This window comes from Bradyrhizobium diversitatis, from assembly GCF_016031635.1.
Taxonomy (GTDB): Bacteria; Pseudomonadota; Alphaproteobacteria; order Rhizobiales; family Xanthobacteraceae; genus Bradyrhizobium; species Bradyrhizobium diversitatis.
Genome location: NZ_JACEGD010000001.1, coordinates 15,903 through 35,190 on the forward strand (window position 1 = coordinate 15,903; position 19,288 = coordinate 35,190).

Sequence of the window (19,288 nt, forward strand, 5' to 3'; positions counted from 1 at the left end):
GGGTGCAAGTCCTAATTTTGCTTTCTTTTGCTCGCAGCCGCTAGGAGCGTCGCCGCTTGCACTACAGTCCGAACACCCAGCTTTTCCTTCGCGTTCTCTAGATAGTATGCGACGGTGTTGCGCGAGATGCCGAGGATGCATCCAATCTCCCAAGCGCTTTTTCCTTGTGAGGCCCATTCCAGACATTCGAGTTCACGGGGCGACAAGAGCACCCCCGCGAATCGATGCTCACTTGTGAGTTTGCGACGAACGTGAGCATGGAAATACATGGCCATGAGCTGAAGTAAGCGTGACTGTGTATGGGTGAAAATCTCGAAGGCGTGACTGTGTTTGGCCGCCGCAAAAGTCAAAGCAGCGACGGGGCCATGACCGTCGTGAATAGGAACAGTAAAGCCGACCCGAATTCCGAACTCCGCCGCTTCATCGAGAAGCTGTTGTTGGACGGCGGATCTTCGGTTTGGTTGTATGTCAATGCCCCACTGGAACGGCTCGGCCGTCTGAAGAGCTTGAATGATGACAGGATCTACGAGCTCATACCTACTCCGGAGGTAATGAGAGGTCCATTTCTCTGGATATGTTGAAATCAGACGCGGCTTGCTCTGTACTTCGCTCGGAAGTGCCAAGTATGCGAAGCATGACAACTCAAGGCCAGTGGCAGCCACCGTCATGGCCTGCGCGAAGTCGACCGCGCTATCCGCGCTCGCAAGTAGATCGATGAAATTCTGAAATATGCGGTGCATCGCAAACAGTGTGACGGCTTCAGCCACCAGCTCTATGCTCCGGCAGCTGATCTGAACGACTGGTTCGTTGATTAGTTGAACCGGTTTCAGCAGGTTTCCTGAAACTCTTGAAATTTGCGGCCGTTACCGCGTGCCGAATATGGCTGAGGGGCGCATCGAAGTTGCACCGCCGGCGTGACCACAAAACGTTCTCTTTTCATGGCCGTAGTCCAGGAAGAGGACTGACGGGATAAGCAGACCCAACCTGGGCTCGATGTTCGTGCCCACAGATCGGCTCGGGGGAAATTGATACAATTTGGCCCCTGACAACATTGTTGATGCAGTTTAGCTCACCTTTACATCTAAATTGGACCATATCCTGGTCTATCGGGGCAAGCCGCAGGCGTCTCGTGCTTTCGCGGGCAATCGGAGCGCAGACGGTTCCCGATGTACAGCGGATGATGAAGGCCATCTGCTCAGCCGTACACCGTGAGGCGGAGACGACGAGGTCGCCTTCGCCCTCGCGATCGTCGTCGTCGGTGACCACAACGATTTCGCCGCCGGCGTACGCCTGCAGGGCCGCTTCGATCGATGTCGTCATCTCGGTCGCTCCGCTCGCTGGAGCTGACCTGTGCTGGCGTTGCGTCGTGTGCGGATTGTCAGGCTCGGAGCGCCGCTTGAGCACTGTGCCGATCTTGATTTCACCATTATTTCTAATCGGCCGGAGCCCATGACGGGGCGCCTCATAGTCTTTCCACGCTGTAGCTGGGACAATTGGTGTCGAGCCCGATCGGCGCGTTGGACGGCAAAGGACCAGCTGCGTCGTATCGGGGTCTTGAAGAGCGCTCCAGAAAACGCGAGGGGTTGGCGCAAGCCTTCACGGTGACCGGCCGATTGGTGTCGATCGGCAACACCGTCTTGTACGAAATGCGCTTGAGGGCCAGATTTGATCGAATGCTGCTGACACCGGGGATGCGGGATAGTTTGTTGACGATGAGGTCTTCGAGATCTTCGATGTCGGCCGCCATGACGCGGAGTATGTAGTCGCTCTCACCCGTCATCAGATAGCATTCCATCACCTGGGCCAGCCGGTCGATGGATCGGGTGAAACTCTCGAGTGACGTCTGGACCTGCTTTTCCAGCTTGATCTGGATGAAAGCCGTTACACCGATGCCGAGCACGGCGGGATCGAGAAGGGCGATCCGTCGATCGATCACGCCAAGTTTTTCTAGTGTTCTGACGCGAGCCAGACACGGCGACGGCGAGAGATTGACGCGTGAAGCGAGTTCGACATTGGTCAGGCTCGCATTCTGCTGGAGCTCGTTGAGGATCTTGATATCTATTCTGTCGAGAGAGGTTGTCGACATCGCGTGTCTCCCAAATCTGGCAGTCTTCTTGCGGCGCTTATCACCATCGTTTGCAGGGCGATGACAATCGCGTGGTAAACGCTAACCGCAATTCCGCTTGTGGGATTTCGACAAATCGCCGACTTGTATCTAAAAACCGTCAACCTTCGAATTGTGCATTGCGATCAGAGTGTTGGTTGCCTAATTTCGATACATTTTTTGCACATGCGATATGCAGGCCAATGTTGATCCAACGGATCAAACACGATGTAACGGCCGGCGCTTTCATCGAGTGGCTCCCCCTGTCACTTGAAGGGATGTGCAGCAAAGCTTCGGTGTCGAGCACCGCAACTCTGCGGCCCTGTTTCGTACGACCGCCTTTTGCCGTGTGTGGCCGTGGTCTAACGTCGCTGACCACGCCGCCGGCGTGGCGCGAAACAATTGGTTCGGCAGGAACGACAGCCCACCCTCCATGACCAGAAAATGGCAAAGATCGGCCGGACGCAGATCTGGATCACGCGACCCGACAAGTCGCTGCAGCATAAAATGCTGATGAAGCTTCTGTGACACGCGTTGTTCAACCAGTAATGCTGAGAGGCTCGAGCGACTATTCATCCACGATCGCACTAGGGCGGCGGACGGTTGGATTGTCGAGCGTGAAACTGAAGCAAGTCTATCTGACGGCGAACGATCCTGGGAGCCTGGCCCGGTTCTACGAAGGCTTGGGTCTGAAGGTGCGCTTCGCTGATCCCGGCAAGTGGATCCAGTTCGTGAGCGATGCGGCTGCGTTCTGCGTCGCCGACCCGATGCAGTCCGCGTCGGAACAACTCAAGGACGCGGTTCTCGTCTTCGATGTCGACAACCTCGAGGCCGCCATGGAGCGTGCCGCAGCCTTGGGCGCGCAAGTCGGCGCGGTTCGGGACATGGCCAGTCACGGCCGTGCGGTGAAGGTGCGGGATCCCGGTGGCAACGTCATCCAGTTCTATCAAGCAGCCGGATAGCTCAGGCGTTCACCGGTGCAGCGTTGCATGCCCGGACTCACAACCCGACAGAAAGGGCGCATCCATCCCATGAATCCAAGAGTCGTAGCCATGTCGTCCGCAACACCTCCGCTGCCCGAACCGAGCCCACTCGATGCCGCAGCATTCCGCGCTGCGATGCGCAACGTCCCGGGCACCGTGTCGATCGTCACGACAGGCCGGGCGCCGAACCGCCATGGTCTGACACTGACAGCGGGCTGCTCGCTGTCGACTGCTCCGCCCAGCGTGCTGGTTTGCGTCAATAGATCTGCCGGTGCGCACGACACCATTCTCAGCAGTGGATCGTTCTGTTGGAATATTCTGGGTGTCGAACATCGCGATCTGGCGCTCAAGTTTTCCGGGCAGGACGGCAGCAAGGGCGATATCCGCTTCGGCGACGGATTGTGGTGTGATCTCAAAACCGGAGCACCAAGTTTGGTCGGCGCGGTCTGCAGCTTCGATTGCTGCGTGGTGAATGCTTACAGCGACAGTAGTCACACCATCTTCACCGGAGAGGTGGTGGCTCAGGCGACGAGAGCCGGATGTGAGTCGCTCGTCTACATCGACGGATGCTTCGCCGCGCCAAAGGCAGTCTGAAACACAGGACGACGTCCGACGCCGCTACGTTTCCGCTACAGCCAAGATGGAACCGATCAGCATGCAAGGAAGACGAAGACTTTACATCGCGCATCCATCAGCGGTCGGTCGCTGATGCTGTCGCTCTGGCTCAATGTAATCGCCGGCGGGGTGCTCATCGGGCTGGTTTACGGGCTCGTCGCGCTCGGTCTCACGATCATCTTCGGCGTCATGCGCGTGGTCAATTTCGCTCATGGCGAGATGGTCGTGTTCGGGATCTACATCGGATACTGGACCGTTCGAATCTGGGACGTCCCGATCGCTTTAGCCGCCGCGATCGCCGCGGTCGTCATGTTCGTGTTCGGCTATCTGCTGGAGACGCTCGTCGTGAAGCGGTTCGTCAATCGGCCGCATCACTATCAGTTCATCGTCTTCATCGGCCTCTCACTGTTTTTCAGCGGCGTATTGCTGATGTCGTTCGGTCCGGATCCGCGACCGACGGCGTCTCAGCTGTCCTTCCAGACCGTGACCGTGGGACCGCTCACCTTGGATTGGGCCCGCATCCAGGCGGCCGCTACGGCCGGACTGCTAATCGCCGCACTGGGAGCCTATCTGAAGTACTCCGCATTCGGCCGATCGCTGCGGGGCGCCGCCAATAATCGACTGGGCGGACTGGTGGTCGGGCTGAATATCCCTCGGGTCTATGCGGTGACCTTCGGCATCGGAACGGCCTGCGCTGGCGTCGCCGGCGCATTGATCTCGCCGCTGTTCGATGCGCAGCCCTATCTCGCCGTCGACTTCACGCTGCTGGCCTTCGTGACGGTGATCGTCGGCGGTCTCGGCAGCTTCGGCGGCGCTCTTCTGGGTGGCCTGACGATCGGGGTCGCCGAAGCGATCGCGGCCTTGACGTTCACGCCGTCGATGAAAACAGCACTCCCTTACGCGCTCCTGATCATCATCCTGATTTTCCGTCCGAGGGGGTTTTTCGGTGCAAAGGACATCTGATCAAGCCAGCGACACCAAGCGTTGGGGCGCCGGCGCTCTGGTCTTCGCCGCCCTGGCCGTGGTGGGTGGCATGTCCAACGCCTACGTCATCTCGCTTCTGACGATCGTCCTGTTGTTCACCTTCATGGGACAATCGTGGAACCTGATGCTCGGGATCGGCGGGCAGCTCTCCATCGGTCACGCGCTGTTCGTTGGAATCGGTGCGTATGCGGTGGCGATCCTGAACATCAAATACGGCATCACCCCGTGGATCGGTCTGCTGCTGGGCGCGGTGATTGCGGGCTTCGTCGGCGCGGTGCTGGCGTGGCTGAGCTTCCGCTTCGAGGTTCGTGGCATCTATTTCGCACTGCTCACGATCGCAGCCGCCGAATTCGCCCGGATCATGTTCGGCGGGTGGGACTATGCCGGCGGCATGCAGGGCCTGTTCTATCAGGCGCCGAGCGGCGCGATGGACCTCGGGATGCTGCGCGGTGACGCGCGGTTCTACTACTTCGTCGCGCTCGCGCTTGCGGCCATCGGCGTCGCGGGAACGGAGCTGATCTCGCGGTCCTATTGGGGCTATGTCTGGCGGGCGATGCGGGATGACGACGAGGCCGCCCGCGCGCTGGGGGTGCGGACGTTTCGCCACAAGGTGCTGGTGGTCTCGATATCGGCCGCGACGGCCGCGGTCGGCGGCGGCGTGCTGGGCCTGGTGCAGGGCGCGATCTTTCCGGATTCGATCATGGGCATGGCGATCTCGGTCGACGTGCTGATCGGCCCCGTGGTCGGCGGATTGGGCACGGCGTTCGGCCCCCTGGTCGGCTCGATGGCCGCAATCCCGCTGCATCACGCCATGGGAGCTCTCGGCGATGCCCTGGGGCTTCCCGGACTGAACAGCGTCGCCTACGGGGCGGTGCTGATCCTGGTCGTGTGGTTTCTGCCCGACGGCATCTGGCCGTCGATGGTCCGGCTCTACGGGGCGGTCCAGCTGCCGGCGCGCGGCCGGATCCCACAACTGCGGAAGGTCGAGGAATGACCGCGCTGCTCGAAGTGAAGAACCTGACCAAGGCGTTCGTTGGATTGGTCGCGGTCAATGACGTCAGCTTCTCACTGCAGGCGGGCCGCATCACCGCCCTGATCGGACCGAACGGCGCCGGCAAGACCACTTGCTTCAATCTCGTCGCCGGGGCGCTGAGACCGACCGCCGGGCAGGTGCTGTTCGAGGGGCGTTCGCTCGAGCGCGAGCCGCCCGAAGCGGTGTGCCGCATGGGCATTGCGCGCACCTTCCAGATCGTCCGGCCGATGAAAGATATGTCGGTGCTCGAGAATGCCATGGTGGGCGCCTTCAGCTGGACGACGAACGTCAGGGAGGCGCGGGACAAGGCGCATGAGTCGCTCGAAAATGTCGGGCTCGCCGGCAAGGCGAATGCCCGGACGGATCAGTTGACGTTGCCCGATCGCAAGATGCTGGAGATGGCGAAGGCGCTCTCGACCCGCCCCAAGCTGCTGCTGCTCGACGAAGTGATGGCGGGGCTGCGTCCGACCGAAGCGGCCCGCGTTGTCGGCGTGCTGCACAGGCTCGTCGAGGGCGGACTGACGATCCTGCTGGTCGAGCACGTGATGCGGATCGTGATGGAGGTGGCGTCGACCGTGGTGGTGCTTCACCACGGCGCCAAGATCGCCGAGGGCAAGCCGTCAGAGGTGGTGGCGGATCCCGCGGTGCTGGAAAGTTATCTGGGAGCCGGCTTCCATGCCTGACGACGCGCTTCTCGCCATCGACGACCTGTGCGTGGCCTATGACGGCTCCAATGCGCTGAACGGCGTGTCGCTCCGCATCGGCAAGGGTGAACTGATCTGCGTGGTCGGCGCCAACGGCGCCGGCAAGACCTCTCTGATCCGATCAATCGCGGGGATCGTGCCGTCGTCGGGCGGTTCCGTCAGGATCAACGGAGTCGATATCTCCCGGCGACCGCCGTGGGACATCTGCGAAATGGGCATCGCTCAGGTCGCCGAGGGCCGCCAGATCTTCGGTGCGCTCTCTGTCGAGGACAATCTGCTGATCGGAGGCTCGCTGAAGCGGGCCAGGCACGACCGGGCAAACACGCTTGATTCCGTCTATCAGCTGTTCGGGCGACTTCGCGAGCGCCGCGACCAGCTCGCCGGCACGCTCTCCGGCGGCGAGCAACAGATGCTGGCGATCGGTCGGGCGATCATGTCGAGGCCAGAAATCGTGATGTTCGACGAGCCGTCGATCGGGCTTTCGCCGGCGCTGACCGACGTAATGTTCGGCGTCGTCAAATCCCTCAACGAGCAGGGCATCACGGTCCTTCTCGTCGAGCAGAATGTCGCCAAGTCGCTCGCGCTGAGCAGCCGCGGCTATGTGCTCGAGAACGGCTCCGTGGTGTTGCACGGATCGAGCCGCGATCTGCTCGAGAACCCCGATGTCCAGCGCGCCTATCTGGGATTGTGAGGTGCGCCGTCTCGGCGAGGCGTCGGGCGTTGCCGCTCTCGTCGCACCGCCGTTTGGTCCGCTCCCCGGCTGTTGCAGCCGCTCTCGCTTGGGTCTTACTTATGAACACTGCCACTTCTCTCCTGATCGAGCGTGATCAAGACCTGGTCACGATCACGATGAACCGGCCGCCGGCCAATGCGCTGAATGCGCAGCTCATCGTCGAGTTGCTGGAGGCGATCCGGCGCTTTGCCGACGACGAGAATCCGCCCGGCATCGTGCTCACCGGAGGCGGCGACCGCTTCTTCAGCGCAGGCGGCGACATCAAGGAAGTCGTCGGGATCGATGTCGCGAGGCCGCGCATCCGGTTCTTCCACGAACTCCTCGTGGCGATGGAGAACTATCCGGCCCCGATCGTCTGCGCTGTCCGCGGCTATGCGGTCGGAGGCGCCCTGGAGTTTTTGCTGCACGCGGACTACGTCGTGGCCGATGCGGCGTGCAAGATCGGGTTCCCGGAAATCAACCACGGCCTGCTGCCGGTGACCAAGGGCATGCGCCGGGCCGTTGAGAAGCTCGGCGTGCGGGCGGCACAAGAGCTGCTGTATTGGGGCGAGCTCGTCGGCGCGGAGCGCGCCGTGGCGATCGGCGCCGTCAACGAGATCGTCGCGACCGAGGAGGTCGCGTCCCGTGCGCGAGACGTGTGCGGCGCGTTGCGGCAGAAAGACCGCAAGCTGTTCCACGCCATCAAACGATCGCTCAATCTCACCGCGCAAATGAGCGATCAGACGCTCGAAGAAATGACCGTGGCCGACCTCGACGCCTATGTCACAACCGAGAGTTCAATTAACGTGCGTGCGAGGTTCTTGTCAAAGAACAGCAAGGGTTGAATCAATGGCGCGCGGATATCCCGATCAGATCTATCTGGAGCAGATGAGCCACGAGGAAGTCGCCGCGGCGCTGGCCGATGGGTGCACGACGGTGGTGATCCCGCTGGGGGCCGTCGAACAGCATGGACCGCATTTGTCTTTGGGCATGGATGCGGATCATGCCGATGCTCTGGCCGAGCGGATCGCGCGGAGCCGCGGCAACACGCTGGTGGCGCCGACCATCAGGGTCGGCTGCTCGTCTCACCATCTGCCATTCCCGGGTACGATCTCGCTACGGCCGGAGACGCTGGAAGCGATCTGTGTCGATTATTGCACAAGCCTGGCGCGGCACGGCTTCAAGCGCATCCTGATTCACTCGGGCCATATCGGCAATTTTCCGGTCCTGAAGGACATGCTCGGTCGCTTGCGCGAGGCCGTCCCCTCGGATGTTGCGATCCTGGCGTTCGTCGACTCGACGAAATGGATCGACACGTGGCGCGATGCGGTGCGCGAAGCCGGAGGAGACGTGTCGGCCGTCGGCGGCCACGCCGATATCGCCGAGACGTCGCTGATGATGGTCGTTCGGCCCGACAGCGTCAGACCGGACCGCTTCGAGGTGGGCCATCTTGGCGGCTTGTCGGAGGCTGATCTTGAGCTGATGTGGAAGAACGGCATCCGATCGGTTTCGCATAATGGCGTGATCGGAAGTCCGTTCGGCTCGAGCCACAACATCGGCGAAGCGTGCCTCACGGCGGTCGCCGAGTTGCTGATCAAGACCTTCGATAGCGAGGCCGGAGACGCCCGCCGTTGACGGTCAGCCCGTCCGCTGCACGGGCGAAGCCTTCCGCGGCGTCTGCCATGTTGCGAATACTGACAGCATAAAATTCGGAAAGCTTGACTACGCAAGGCGGCTTTCGGGCGAAAATATCGCCCCGCCTATGAAACCCTGTGCCATCTCGAAAGCTAAAAGGATTGAGACATGGCACTTACGTTTGGGTTCTGGTCCGAACAGGAAACCCAGGTCGGCCACAGTTACTCGCGCAGGCTTCACGAACTGGTCGACGAAGTCCGTCTGGCCGAGAAGGTCGGCTTCGACTGTGTCGCGCTCTCCGAGCAGCACGTGGCGCTGGGCGGGATCTCGAGCTCGGCGCCCGAAGTGGTGTTCGGCTATCTGGCCGCGGTGACGTCGCGCGTCAAGCTGCGCGCCGCGGTGACGCTGATGCCGCAGCGCATCAATCACGCCTTGCGCTCGGCCGAGCGGCTTGCGGTGACCGACATCCTGTCCAACGGCCGCATGGAATTCTACGGCGGCCGCGCCAACACCACCATCGCGATGCGGGCGTTCAACGTCGATCCGAACGAAACGCTGGCGCAGATGGAAGAAGGACTGGCGCTGCTGAAAACGGCGATGCGCCAGGACATCTTCACATTTGACGGCAAGTACTACCAGATCCCTCCGCGCCAGCTGGTTCCGAAGCCGCTGCAGAAGCCGCATCCGGTGATCGGGATCGCGGCGACCAGCGAGCGCAGTCACGTCTGGGCCGCCTCGCAGGGCTTCGCCGTGATGAGCAGCAACATCTATCAGGGCTGGGACGCTCAGCAGAAGCTGATCGACGCCTATAAAAAAAACTGGAAGCGCGACGAGGAGGGACCGCTGCAGCGTCCGCGTATCGGCATTCCGCTGTTCATCGGCATCGGGAAAACGGACGAGCAGGCCAAGGCGGATTATGCCGGCCCGCTGATGCACTATGCCAAGATCTCGACCGATGCCTATCCGCGTCTCGCGGCGATTGCCGACGACTACAAATACATGGGAGAGAGCGTGCCGTCGATGCAGCGTGCCGCCAACGACTGGGACTATCTGGTCAACGAGTCGGCCACGACGGTGTGCGGCAGCCCCGATACGGTCATTCGTCAGATCGAGAAGTTCGAGGCCATGGGGATCGACGAGGTGCTGCTGCACATGGACTCCGTCCCGCACGAAAAGATCATGGAGGCGATCGACATGGTCGGTCGCTACGTCATCCCGCATTTCAACGACAGAAACAACGTCGTGCGGCCGACCGAGGAGATCCTCGGGCAGATCCGGCTGATGCGGACCCAGAACAAGTAATGCAGCGGTGAAGTCAATGTCGCAATACGGCTACAAGTACCTGATCGTCGAACAACGCGCCACCGGCGTCGCGATCGTCACGATGAACCGCCCGGAGATCCTCAACGCGATCAACTGGGAGATGCACGAGGAGCTCGAAGACGTCTTCGTCAAGCTGGATCGCGACAGTTCTGTCAACGCGATCGTTCTCACCGGTGCAGGCCGCGGATTTTGCTCCGGAGGCGATCAGAAGTCGCTGGATAAGGGAACGCTGCCGTCCCCGACGCGCAGCGGTCGCCACCTCATTCGCAACATGCTGGAAGTCGAAGTGCCGATCGTCGCGGCCGTCAACGGTGTCGCGGTCGGCCTGGGTGCCACGCTCGCGCTGTTCTGCGACGTGATCTATGCGAGCTCGACAGCTCGTTTCGCCGACACGCACGTCAATGCCGGCGTCGTCGCGGGCGATGGCGGCGCGGTGATCTGGCCGCTGCTGATGGGGCCGGTGCGCGCGAAGCACTATCTGATGACCGGTGAATTCATCTCCGCCGAGAAGGCGGCTGCTATCGGCATGATCAACGAGGTGGTCGCGGACGGCAACGTTCTCGATGCCGCGATCGAATACGCCGAACTGCTGGCAAGCGGGCCGAAGGAATCGATCGTCTGGACCAAGTACAGCGTCAACAAGATCATCAAGCAGTACGCCCATTTGCTGCTCGACACCTCTGCCGCGCTGGAGATGTTGACCTTCAAGTCGCCCGAGCGGGCCGAGGCGGTTGCCGCCTTCGCGGCCAAGCGCAAGCGTTTCGCGGAGCGCTGAGATGAACGTCGCTGCGATTACATCCGGCGCCCAGTTGGCCGATACGACCGTCGCGCAGCTTTTGGCAGCGCGACTCGCGGAGCGGCCCGACAAGATCGCCTTGCAACAAAAGCGTCACGGCGCCTGGACCGCCATGACGTGGGGCGCCTATGCGCAGCGTGTCGTGAACCTGGCCAGCGCGCTGCGGCGTGCCGGTCTCGAGCGCGGCGATCGGGTCGCGATCATGGGCGATTCGTCCGAGGAATGGCTGATCGCCGACATGGCCACGATGTGCGCCGGCGGCGTCATGGTGGGCGTGTACTTCACCTCGTCACCCGAAGAAGTGGCTTACTGCTTCACGGATTCAGGCGCGAAGTTCGCGTTCGTCGGCGGGGAGCAGCAGCTTCGCATCGTGATCGCCTCCGGTCGGGCCGAGCTGCTCCGCGGCATCATCGTGCTCGACCCGGATTGGGCCGGCGAGGCCACGGCGTCGATCAGGTCGCTGGCCGACTTTGTCGGAGCACACCATGTCGATGCGCATGATTATCTGCAGAAGGAGAGCGCGACAGCAAAGGCGTCCGATGTCGTCAGCATCGGCTATACGTCCGGGACGACCGGAAACCCCAAGGGCGCCATGCTGACGCACCTCTCCATTCTCGCCGGCGCTCATTGCATCACGCTGTTCGGCCCCAGCATGCGCGAAGAGGAACACCGGGTGGTCGTGCATTTGCCGATGTCGCACACCGTCGCGCGCGGGCAGGCGACGACGTTGCCGCTGATCGCCGACGCCGTTCCTTATTTCGGCGAGACGACCGCGGACTTCGCCCAGACGATCAAAGAGGTGAAGCCGACCTACTACATGGCGCCGCCGCGGTTCTACCAGCGTTTTGCCACGCAAATTCTCAGCAAGGTGCATCCCCCCGGCGGTGCGGGAGATCAGAACTACGCGCTCGCCATGACGATCGCGCGCAGGGCGCTCGAAGACCGTCAGGGCGGCCACGAAGATGCCTTCGTCTCGAAACTGTTCGCGGCCTGCCGCGAGCAAGTGTTCCAGCCGCTGCTCGCGGAGGTCGGTTTCGACGAGCTGAAGGTCGCGTTCACCTCGTCGGCGGCGATGCCGTCCGAGCTGATGTCGCTGTGGCAGCTGTGGGGCTTGCAGCTCAAGGAGTGCTACGGCCAGACCGAATTGGTCGGTGCCAATCTGGTGCAGATGGCGGAGTGGCCGAAGGCCGGCAACGTCGGGGTCCCGTTGCCGGATCCGGCTTGGGAAACCGCCGTGCTCCCGGACGGCGAGATGATCGTCCGTGGACCGGGATTGTTCGCGGGCTATTGGAACAAGCCGGACGAGACGAAAGCGGCGCTCCGCGAGGGCTGGCTCTACACCGGCGACATCGTCGAAGTGTCGCCGGAAGGAATCTTCAAGCTGGTCGACCGGAAGAAGGAGATCATCAACACGTCGAACGGCAAATCGATCAGCCCAACTCAGATCGAAAACGAGCTGAGGCACAGCCCCTTCATCTCCGAGGCGGCGGTCATCGGCGAGGGGCGAAAATATCTCACCGCCCTGATCGAAGTGGATGCCACCGCCACAATGGACTGGGCGAAGTCGCGCGACGACAAGATCGCGAGTTACGCCGACCTGGCGGCCTCCGAGATCGTCAACCGGCTGGTCGAGGCGGAGATCGGCAAGGCCAACGGAAGGCTGGCGCGAGCCGAGCAGATCAAGGCGTTCCGCATTCTGCCGGAGGAGCTGTCGCTCGAGAACGGCGTGATGACGCCGACGCGGAAGAAGCGTCGCAAGCAGATCAACGAGCGCTATCAGTCGCTGATCGCGTCGCTCTACGACGAAACCGAGGAAAAGCTGATCAAGGCCGAGATGGGCCTTTGACGTCGGCGATCGGTCCCAAAACGTACGAAGCTACCAGTCGAGATAAGATTTCACTCCTTCAGCAACAGGACATCGAGATGATCAAGCGAAGCGGAATCACGCGGCGGACGATTGTCGGAAGCGGATTGGGAATTGCGGCAGGCCTGGTCTCACGGCCAGCGTTTGCGGCGAACAAGAAAGTGAAAGTCGGAGCGATCATGCCCAGCAGCGGCGTGCTGGCGTTTCCCGGTCAGGCTTGCGTGCGCGGCATCGATCTCGGCGCCAAATTCGCGCGTGAGAAGTTCGGCCTCGACATCGAGATCGTTCACGCCGATACGCAAAGCCGTCCGGAGAACGGCCGGATTGCCGCGGAGAGCCTGATCCGGCAGGGCTGCACCGTGCTGATCGGCGCGTGGGATTCCGGCGCCACCATTTCGGCGCTGCAGGCCTGCGAGGCCGCTAAGGTGCCGATGGTGGTCCACATCGCGAGCGCCACCCAGGTGACTTCGCAGGGCTTCACCCAAGTGTTCCGCTATTACCCCACGTCGCTGACCATCGTGCGGCAATCGCTGACCGAGCTGAAGTCCGTGCTTGGCACGCTGAAGGATCCGCCGAGCAGCGCCGTCGTTCTCCATCTCAACAACACGATGGGGCAGTCGACGGCGGCCAGCATCGATCAGGCGTGGAAGGAAGTGGGTGTTCCGCTCAAGATCGCGCAGTATGTTGCCTATGACGAGAAGGCCAAGGATCTGTCGGTAGAGGTCGCCAAGGCGAAAGCGTCGGGTGCCGATGCTTTGATCTCGGTCACGCGCGTCAACGACGCGATCATGATCGCGCGCGAATGCATCAAGCAGGGCTGGGATCCCAAGATGGTGTTTTCACCCAACTCCAACGGCGTGTCGGACAAGGCGTATCACGACGCACTCGGAAAGTATGGTGACGGTCCGGTTCTGTCGGCGTTGTGGCTCAATCCCAAGGGCGCCGAGACCGACAAGATCATGAAGATGTTCGCGGCCGAATACCCGAACGACTGGTTCGATGCCAATGCGGGCTGCGCGTTCGAGGCGGTGCAGATCGTCGCAGACGCCGTGACGCGGGCGGCGTCGCCGGAATCGCCGGCGATTCACGGCGCGCTCAAGACGACCGACATGAAGCCTTTCCTGATGTACGGCGACAACACCAAGTTCGACGAGACCGGCCAGAACATCCACTGTTCGATGGTGATGCTGCAGGGTTTGAAAGGCAGGCCGCGGGTGGTGGCTCCAAAGGCCATCGCGGAAGCGTCGCTCGAGTATCCGCTTGCGCCTTACAGCAAACGCTGACGTCGTTCCGTGCGGCCCCGCGAAGGCGTCGTGGGGCCGCGGTCGTCAAATGCCGAGGCAGGGACGTGCGAGCTAGGGCAAACTGTCCGAATTGATCAGGCGCGACCGCTCGGCAAGGAAGCGGCGGGGGCTCTGTCCCATCGTCTTCTTGAACATCGTGATGAACGCGCTGGGCGTTTCGTAGCCCAGTTCCAGCGACACGGCCTGGACCGAACTGCCCGCCGTGAGGCGTTGCATGGCGATCAGAATGTGGAGACGCTGGCGCCAGCGCCCGAAGGTCATCCCTGTTTCCTTGGCGATGAAGCGTGCGAACGTACTCTCGCTCATCGCGTAGCGCGAGGCGACTTCGTCCATCGTGCTGCGGTCGCCCGGATTATTCAACAAGGAGGTCGCGAGGTGTTGAAGACGGGCGTCGGGGGAGATCGGCAGATACATTTCATCCGTCGTCGGCATCTGCACGAGTTCGTCGAGCAAAACCCGGCCGAGACGGCTGGTCGGTCCTTCCAGCGGATAGAGCGGTGGGAACACCGAGAGGCGGTGGATCAATTCGCGCACCAGCGACGTGATCATCAGCGTGCAGCAGGTCCGCGGCAGCATGCTGACCTGCGGATCGATGAACACGGTGTAGAGTTTGCCGAAATCGGCCACGCAATTGCTGTGCTGCACGCCGGCCGGGATCCATACCGCGCCTTGCGGAGGCACGATCCACAAGCCGCCAGGCGCCCGGCACATCACCGAGCCATGAGATGCGACGACCAATTGGCCTTTGCGGTGTGAGTGCAGCGGCAGGTCGTCGTTGTCTTTGCTGGTTTCGAGACAGAATGAAGTGACGGGACGATCGAACTGGTCCGGATCGACCGGATCATAGTTGATCCGAAGATCGGGCAGATCCATTCGCGCAAAATCGCGATCGAACTCGGTCTCGGGCGGCATTTCAATCCTGCCAATTCGTCAAGTCAGTCAAGCCTTGATGCAGATCCTGCTGCTAACCGAGGTTAGCTGTTTTGAAAGGTCAGGTCACTAGTCGCGGCGAGCCGTCGAGTTCGCTGATCTGCGACAAGATGCCCGCTACTGCGGCGTGAGCGCCAAGCGCCTGTCAGGCGGCCCACGGCTCGATCACTTGCCTGATTAAACCAACAGCAGAGAATGCTGCGATGCGAACCTCGGCGTCCCTCCGGAGCCGGGCAATCCGTCGGAACGCGGCCGTATTCAGCAGCACGTGCCACAGCACCCGATGCTACCAAGCGCGGGCTTTCTGGGAGCCCGTCGCATGACCGCACACATCGATCCGCCACGCAAGGCCGTCAACGCCGATCAGGACGCGGTCGAGACCGCCGATTGGCTCGCATCGCTTGGATCGCTCCATCGCAGCGCCGGTGCCGAGCGCGTGCGATACATCCTGGCTGCGCTCGATCGGCGTGCGAAGGAGCTCGGCGTTCTGCCGGACTCTCCGCCGTTTTCGCCCTATCGCAATTCGATTCCGCTCGAGCAGCAGAAGCCCTACCCCGGCGACATCGCGATCGAGACCCGCCTGACGGCGATCATTCGCTGGAACGCGCTCGCGATGGTGGTCCGTGCCAACAAGGCCTATGGGGAACTTGGCGGGCACGTCGCCAGCTACGCCTCGGCCGCTGAGATTTTCGAGGTCGGTTTCAATCATTTCTTTCGCGCGTCAAGCTCCGAGTCGGAGGGGGACTTGGTGTACTTCCAGCCGCATTCGTCCCCCGGAGTCTATGCACGAGCGCATCTCGAAGGCCGGCTGTCGGACGAAAATCTGAAGCTGTATCGCCAGGAACTGAGCGGCCCCGGTCTGTCGTCCTATCCGCATCCCTGGCTGATGCCGGAGTTCTGGCAGGTGCCGTCGGCGTCGATGGGCCTCGGCCCGATCAGCGCAATCTACCAGGCGCGGTTCATGAAGTATCTGCAGCATCGCGGCCTGGTGCAGACGGCCGGTCGCCACGTCTGGGGTGTGTTCGGCGACGGCGAGATGGACGAGCCGGAATCGATCGCCGGGCTCGCCCTGGCGGCGCGGGAAAATCTCGACAACCTCACCTTCGTCGTCAATTGCAACCTGCAGCGCCTGGACGGGCCGGTCCGCGGCAACGGGCAGGTGATTCAGGAACTCGAATCTCTCTTCCAGGGCGCCGGCTGGAACGTCATCAAGGTGCTGTGGGGATCGGACTGGGACGATATCTTCGCGCGCGACAGCAAGCATGCGCTGCTGCGCAAATTCGCCGACACCGTCGATGGCAAATATCAGACGCTCGGCGCCAAGGATGGGGCCTACAACCTCGCCAACTTCTTCAGCGAGGACCCCGAGGTCCGGGCGCTGGTTGCGCACATGTCGGACGCGGATATCGACGGCCTGAAGCGCGGCGGCCACGACTTCAAGAAGCTGTTCGCGGCCTTTGCCGCCGCTAAGGACATGAAGGGTCGGCCGACCGTCATTCTGGCGAAGACCAAGAAGGGGTACGGCATGGGCGGCGCCGGCGAGTCGCGCATGACGTCGCACCAGGCCAAGAAGCTCGACGTCCACGCGCTGTATGCGTTCCGCGACCGGTTCGCTCTGCCGCTCAGCAACGAGCAAGTCGAGAATCTGGAATTCTTCAGGCCTGCGGAAGACAGCGCGGAAATTCAGTATCTGCGCGCCCGTCGCGCGGCACTCGGCGGCTACATGCCGGCGCGGCGACGCGCTTCGGCGGCGCTGCCGGTGCCGCCGCTGCAATCCTACGCGGAGTTCGCGCTGCGCGGCGACGGCAAGGAGACGTCGACCACGATGGCGATCGTGCGGCTGTTCACCAATTTGCTCAAGGACAAGACGCTCGGCCCGCGCATCGTTCCGATCGTCGCCGACGAAGCCCGCACCTTCGGAATGGCGAACCTGTTCAGGCAGGTCGGCATCTACTCGCCGGCGGGGCAGCTCTACGAGCCGGAAGATGCCGGCTCGATGCTGTACTACAAGGAAGCGATCGACGGTCAATTGCTGGAGGAAGGGATCACCGAGGCGGGGGCGATTTCGTCCTGGACCGCGGCGGCGACCTCCTACAGCATCCATAACTTCCCGTTGCTGCCGTTCTATATCTACTATTCGATGTTCGGCTTTCAGCGGGTCGGCGATCTGATCTGGGCGGCGGCGGACCAGCGCGCGCGTGGTTTTCTGATCGGGGCGACGGCCGGCCGGACGACGCTCGGCGGCGAAGGCTTGCAGCATCAGGACGGGTCCAGCCATCTGATGGCGGCGACCGTTCCGAACTGCCGGGCCTACGATCCGGCATTCTCCTACGAGGTGGCCGTCATCGTCGATCACGGCATGCGGTCGATGCTCGAGCAGGGCAACGACGAGTTCTATTACCTCACGGCGATGAACGAGAACTATGCGCAGCCCTCGATGCCCGACGATGCGCGCGACGGCATCATCAAGGGTCTCTATCGGGTGCTGCCGAGCGCTGACGGGCCGGCGAAGATCAGGCTGGTCGGCTCGGGCGCCATTCTTCCGGAGGCGCTCGCCGCCGCGGCGATGCTGCAAAGCGAATGGAAAGTGCCCAGTGAAGTCTGGTCGGCAACGAGCTTTTCCGAGCTGGCGCGGGAGGCGCGTGAGGTGGAGCGAACCAATCGGCTCTCGCCGCTGTCGCCCCCGGTCGAGAGCCACGTCGCACGATGCCTCGGCGGCAAGGTGCCGATCGTCGCGGCATCGGATTATGTCCGGGCGTATCCGCAACTGATCGGTTCTTACATCGAGGCGCCCTATACGGTGCTGGGCACCGACGGCTTCGGGCGCAGCGATACACGCGCCGCGCTGAGATCTTTCTTCGAGGTCGATCGCAAGCAGATCGTCGTTGCGGCGCTGTCGGCGCTGGCAAAATTGGGTGAAGTGGCGCGTGAGCAGGTCGCCGAGGCCATCGCCAGCTACGAATTGCCGACCGGCGTTGCATCGCCTTGGTCTCGCTGACAGAGGGCGGAGCGCGCATGTCTCATTCAATTGAAGTCGTTCTGCCGGATATTGGGGACTACAAGGATGTTCCGGTAGTCGAAATCAATGTGTCGGTCGGCGACGAGGTCACGATCGACATGCCGTTGCTGTCGATCGAGTCCGACAAGGCGACGATGGAGGTCCCATCCCCGGCCGCAGGCACGGTGGCCAAACTGATGATCGACGTCGGGGCGCGGGTTTCTCAAGGTTCGGTCCTGATGATCCTCGAAGGTCGCGGTGAATCCACCGCGCCGCCGCCGGCGGCTGCGTCGGCGCCACAGGTGGAGCGACGGTTCTCGCAGCAGGAGGCGCTGTCACAGCCGGCGCCCGCCGCTCGAGTCGATGGCTCGCGAGCACGGGCACAGCAGCCGCAGCCCAGCGGGGCTGCGCATGCGTCGCCGTCGGTCCGCGCCTTGGCGCGTGAGCTCGGCGTGGCGCTGGACTCTGTCATGCCCACCGGCCCCAAGGGCCGGATTCTGCGCGAGGATGTGGCGGCCTTCGTCAACGGACTGGTGCGATCGGGACCGGCGATGGCGCCTGCGTCGGACGCGCCGGTCGATTGGCCCAGGGTGGATTTCGGGAGGTACGGCGCGGTCGAGCGCCTGCCGCTGACGCGGATCCAGAAGCTGACCGGCGCGAACCTCTCGCGCAACTGGAACGTCATTCCCCATGTGACGAATTTCGACAAAGCGGATGTGACCGACGCCGAAGCCTTTCGTCAGCTCGCCAATGCCGAGGCCGCGAAGGACACGGCGAAGCTCACCATGGTGTCGCTGCTGATCAAGGCCACGGCCTTGGCGCTGCAGAAATACCCGCGCTTCAATTCGTCGCTCGATGGCGATGAGCTGATCCTCAAGCACTACGTCCACATCGGCTTCGCCGTCGACACGCCGAAAGGTCTGGTCGTGCCGGTGATCCGGGACTGCGATAAGAAGGGCCTTCGGCAGATCGCCGCGGAGATGCGCTCGCTCGCCGACAAGGCGCTCGCGGGGCAGCTTGCGTCGGGCGACATGCAGGGCGGCTGTTTCTCGGTGTCGTCTCTGGGAGGCGTCGGCGGTCAGGGATTTACGCCCGTCATCAACGCGCCCGAGGTGGCAATCCTCGGAGCCGGTCGTGCCGCCACCGAGGCAGTCTGGAATGGACGCGAATTCGAACCGCGGCTCGTCCTTCTCCTGAGTCTGTCGTGGGATCACCGGGTCGTCGACGGCGTGGCCGGGGCCCGGTTCCTGGGCTTCGTCGCGTCGGTTCTCTCCGATCTGCGGCGCTTCGCATTGTGAGGACG

At 62.5% G+C, this 19,288-nt stretch carries 17 protein-coding genes and 1 pseudogene; 14 read left to right on the plus strand and 4 right to left on the minus strand.

The annotated features are described in order from the left end of the window. Positions 1-11: 11 nt before the first annotated feature. The 3 genes and pseudogenes from H1B27_RS00085 to H1B27_RS00095 all read right to left on the minus strand — a co-directional run bounded on the left by H1B27_RS00085 (position 12) and on the right by H1B27_RS00095 (position 2,086). Complete coding sequence (locus tag H1B27_RS00085; protein ID WP_197964695.1) at positions 12-740, minus strand: LuxR family transcriptional regulator; 729 nt, start codon at positions 738-740, stop codon at positions 12-14. Positions 741-1,104: 364 nt separating this feature from the next. Next, positions 1,105-1,320: pseudogene (locus tag H1B27_RS00090) on the minus strand (3,4-dihydroxy-2-butanone-4-phosphate synthase); the annotation flags it as partial. 142 nt (positions 1,321-1,462) lie between these two features. Beyond that, positions 1,463-2,086, minus strand: a complete 624-nt coding sequence (locus tag H1B27_RS00095; RefSeq protein ID WP_197964508.1) for an Lrp/AsnC family transcriptional regulator — start codon at positions 2,084-2,086, stop codon at positions 1,463-1,465. A 635-nt stretch (positions 2,087-2,721) separates the two neighbouring features. Between H1B27_RS00095 and H1B27_RS00100 the strand changes: the two genes are divergently transcribed. The 12 genes from H1B27_RS00100 to H1B27_RS00155 all read left to right on the plus strand — a co-directional run bounded on the left by H1B27_RS00100 (position 2,722) and on the right by H1B27_RS00155 (position 14,036). Beyond that, positions 2,722-3,066: a VOC family protein gene (locus tag H1B27_RS00100; protein WP_311976902.1), complete on the plus strand. Its 345-nt coding sequence runs from the start codon at positions 2,722-2,724 to the stop codon at positions 3,064-3,066. Between the two features lie 90 nt (positions 3,067-3,156). Continuing rightward, positions 3,157-3,681: a flavin reductase family protein gene (locus tag H1B27_RS00105; protein WP_197964510.1), complete on the plus strand. Its 525-nt coding sequence runs from the start codon at positions 3,157-3,159 to the stop codon at positions 3,679-3,681. A 114-nt stretch (positions 3,682-3,795) separates the two neighbouring features. Then, complete coding sequence (locus H1B27_RS00110) at positions 3,796-4,665, plus strand: branched-chain amino acid ABC transporter permease (RefSeq protein WP_197964511.1); 870 nt, start codon at positions 3,796-3,798, stop codon at positions 4,663-4,665. Next, positions 4,649-5,680: a branched-chain amino acid ABC transporter permease gene (locus H1B27_RS00115; RefSeq protein WP_311976903.1), complete on the plus strand. Its 1,032-nt coding sequence runs from the start codon at positions 4,649-4,651 to the stop codon at positions 5,678-5,680. Before H1B27_RS00110 ends, H1B27_RS00115 begins: the two co-directional genes overlap by 17 nt. After that, positions 5,677-6,402: an ABC transporter ATP-binding protein gene (locus H1B27_RS00120; protein WP_197964512.1), complete on the plus strand. Its 726-nt coding sequence runs from the start codon at positions 5,677-5,679 to the stop codon at positions 6,400-6,402. The genes H1B27_RS00115 and H1B27_RS00120 overlap by 4 nt, the downstream gene beginning before the upstream one ends. Beyond that, a complete protein-coding gene (locus H1B27_RS00125; RefSeq protein WP_197964513.1) occupies positions 6,395-7,114 on the plus strand; it encodes an ABC transporter ATP-binding protein in 720 nt (239 codons plus the stop codon). The genes H1B27_RS00120 and H1B27_RS00125 overlap by 8 nt, the downstream gene beginning before the upstream one ends. Positions 7,115-7,215: 101 nt before the next feature. Then, entirely contained in the window at positions 7,216-7,980 is a 765-nt protein-coding gene (locus H1B27_RS00130) for an enoyl-CoA hydratase/isomerase family protein (protein ID WP_197964697.1), read from the plus strand. 4 nt (positions 7,981-7,984) lie between these two features. Continuing rightward, on the plus strand, positions 7,985-8,770 hold the full coding sequence (locus H1B27_RS00135; RefSeq protein WP_197964514.1) for a creatininase family protein: 786 nt from the start codon (positions 7,985-7,987) through the stop codon (positions 8,768-8,770). A 168-nt stretch (positions 8,771-8,938) separates the two neighbouring features. Beyond that, entirely contained in the window at positions 8,939-10,072 is a 1,134-nt protein-coding gene (locus tag H1B27_RS00140; protein ID WP_197964515.1) for an LLM class flavin-dependent oxidoreductase, read from the plus strand. A 16-nt stretch (positions 10,073-10,088) separates the two neighbouring features. Further along, positions 10,089-10,868, plus strand: coding sequence for an enoyl-CoA hydratase/isomerase family protein (locus H1B27_RS00145; RefSeq protein ID WP_197964516.1), 780 nt, complete (start codon positions 10,089-10,091; stop codon positions 10,866-10,868). A 1-nt stretch (position 10,869) separates the two neighbouring features. Further along, complete coding sequence (locus H1B27_RS00150) at positions 10,870-12,735, plus strand: AMP-dependent synthetase/ligase (RefSeq protein WP_197964517.1); 1,866 nt, start codon at positions 10,870-10,872, stop codon at positions 12,733-12,735. 77 nt (positions 12,736-12,812) lie between these two features. Next, on the plus strand, positions 12,813-14,036 hold the full coding sequence (locus H1B27_RS00155; RefSeq protein ID WP_197964518.1) for an ABC transporter substrate-binding protein: 1,224 nt from the start codon (positions 12,813-12,815) through the stop codon (positions 14,034-14,036). 72 nt (positions 14,037-14,108) lie between these two features. Here H1B27_RS00155 and H1B27_RS00160 read toward each other — a convergent pair whose 3' ends face one another. Then, entirely contained in the window at positions 14,109-14,969 is an 861-nt protein-coding gene (locus H1B27_RS00160; protein WP_197964519.1) for an AraC family transcriptional regulator, read from the minus strand. A gap of 337 nt (positions 14,970-15,306) precedes the next feature. On the opposite strand from H1B27_RS00160, the gene mdeB reads away from it, so the two are divergent. Both mdeB and H1B27_RS00170 read left to right on the plus strand, forming a co-directional pair. Beyond that, positions 15,307-17,985 carry an alpha-ketoglutarate dehydrogenase gene (mdeB, locus tag H1B27_RS00165; RefSeq protein ID WP_197964520.1) on the plus strand — a complete coding sequence of 893 codons (2,679 nt, stop codon included), beginning with the start codon at positions 15,307-15,309 and terminating at the stop codon, positions 17,983-17,985. Between the two features lie 17 nt (positions 17,986-18,002). Then, positions 18,003-19,283 (plus strand): 2-oxo acid dehydrogenase subunit E2, encoded by a 1,281-nt coding sequence (locus H1B27_RS00170; RefSeq protein WP_197964521.1) that lies wholly within the window; start codon positions 18,003-18,005, stop codon positions 19,281-19,283. The last annotated feature ends 5 nt before the right edge of the window (positions 19,284-19,288 follow it).